The sequence below is a fragment of the Microvirga calopogonii genome, assembly GCF_003347665.1.
In the GTDB taxonomy this organism is placed as follows: Bacteria; Pseudomonadota; Alphaproteobacteria; order Rhizobiales; family Beijerinckiaceae; genus Microvirga; species Microvirga calopogonii.
In genome coordinates, this window is sequence record NZ_QDGA01000246.1 from 1 (window position 1) to 869 (window position 869).

2 protein-coding genes are annotated in these 869 nt (G+C 63.1%); both read right to left on the reverse strand.

Going from position 1 to position 869, the window contains the following annotated elements; genetic code table 11:
* Positions 1-365 (reverse strand): aminotransferase class I/II-fold pyridoxal phosphate-dependent enzyme (locus DDF70_RS36270; protein ID WP_114946833.1); only part of this gene is annotated, 365 nt, incomplete at its 3' end.
* Complete coding sequence (locus DDF70_RS36275; protein ID WP_114947043.1) at positions 358-675, reverse strand: integration host factor subunit alpha; 318 nt, start codon at positions 673-675, stop codon at positions 358-360. The genes DDF70_RS36275 and DDF70_RS36270, both read right to left, overlap by 8 nt.
* Between the last annotated feature and the right edge of the window lie 194 nt (positions 676-869).

The following is an 869-nucleotide window of genomic DNA, read 5'->3' on the forward strand; positions in this document are numbered from 1 at the left end:
GGCACCAGGATCACGTCGCCGGGCTCGGTGATGGCCTGGGCCATGTTGGCGAAGCCCTCTTTCGAGCCGAGGGTCGCCACCACCTGGGTGTCGGGGTTGAGCTTCACGCCGAAGCGGCGCTCGTAATAGCCGGCCTGGGCGCGGCGCAGCCCGCCGATGCCCTTGGAGGCGGAGTAGCGGTCCGTGCGCGGCTTGCCCACGGTCTCGACGAGCTTGTCGATCACGTGCTGGGGGGCCTGCAGATCCGGATTGCCCATCCCGAGGTCAATGATGTCCGCTCCGTTGGCGCGGGCCGCGGCCTTGATGCGGTTGACCTGCTCGAAGACGTAAGGCGGAAGGCGCTTAATCCGGTAGAAATCAGGCATCGGTCTCGTCCTCGGGCGTGCTGCCGTTGATGCGGGACTTCAGAAGATGCGAGGCGCTGAAGGTCAGCGACCGACGGGGCTTGATCGGCACGGCCACACCTGTCTTGGGATTGCGGCCGACCCGCTCATTTTTGCGCCGGACGGTGAAGACGCCAAAGCCTGACAGCTTCACATTCTCACCCACGACAAGAGCTGCGCTCATCTCCGCAAGTACCTGCTCGACCAAGGCCGCCGCTTCCGCTCGGGAGAGGCTAACTGTGTCGGAAACAGCCTCGGTCAGATCGGCCCGGGTGATCGTCTTGCCCGCCATGGTGATCCCTCGATGCTGGCCATTCGCTTAAGAAAAAGGCCGCTGTTGCCAGCGACCGGAGGTGCAGAGGACCTTACCTCTGAGGGAACGACGCCGCAGGGTAGAGATGCGACCGCCCGAAAGGCTGTTACCAAAATGCGGCCCTTTTTAGCATGAAATTTCGTCACGCGCCTTATGCACGTAACGCATGATCA

Bases quoted from the DNA above. Each gene is read 5' to 3' on its own strand.
- DDF70_RS36275 (WP_114947043.1), bottom strand. From the start codon at position 675: ATGGCGGGCAAGACGATCACCCGGGCCGATCTGACCGAGGCTGTTTCC.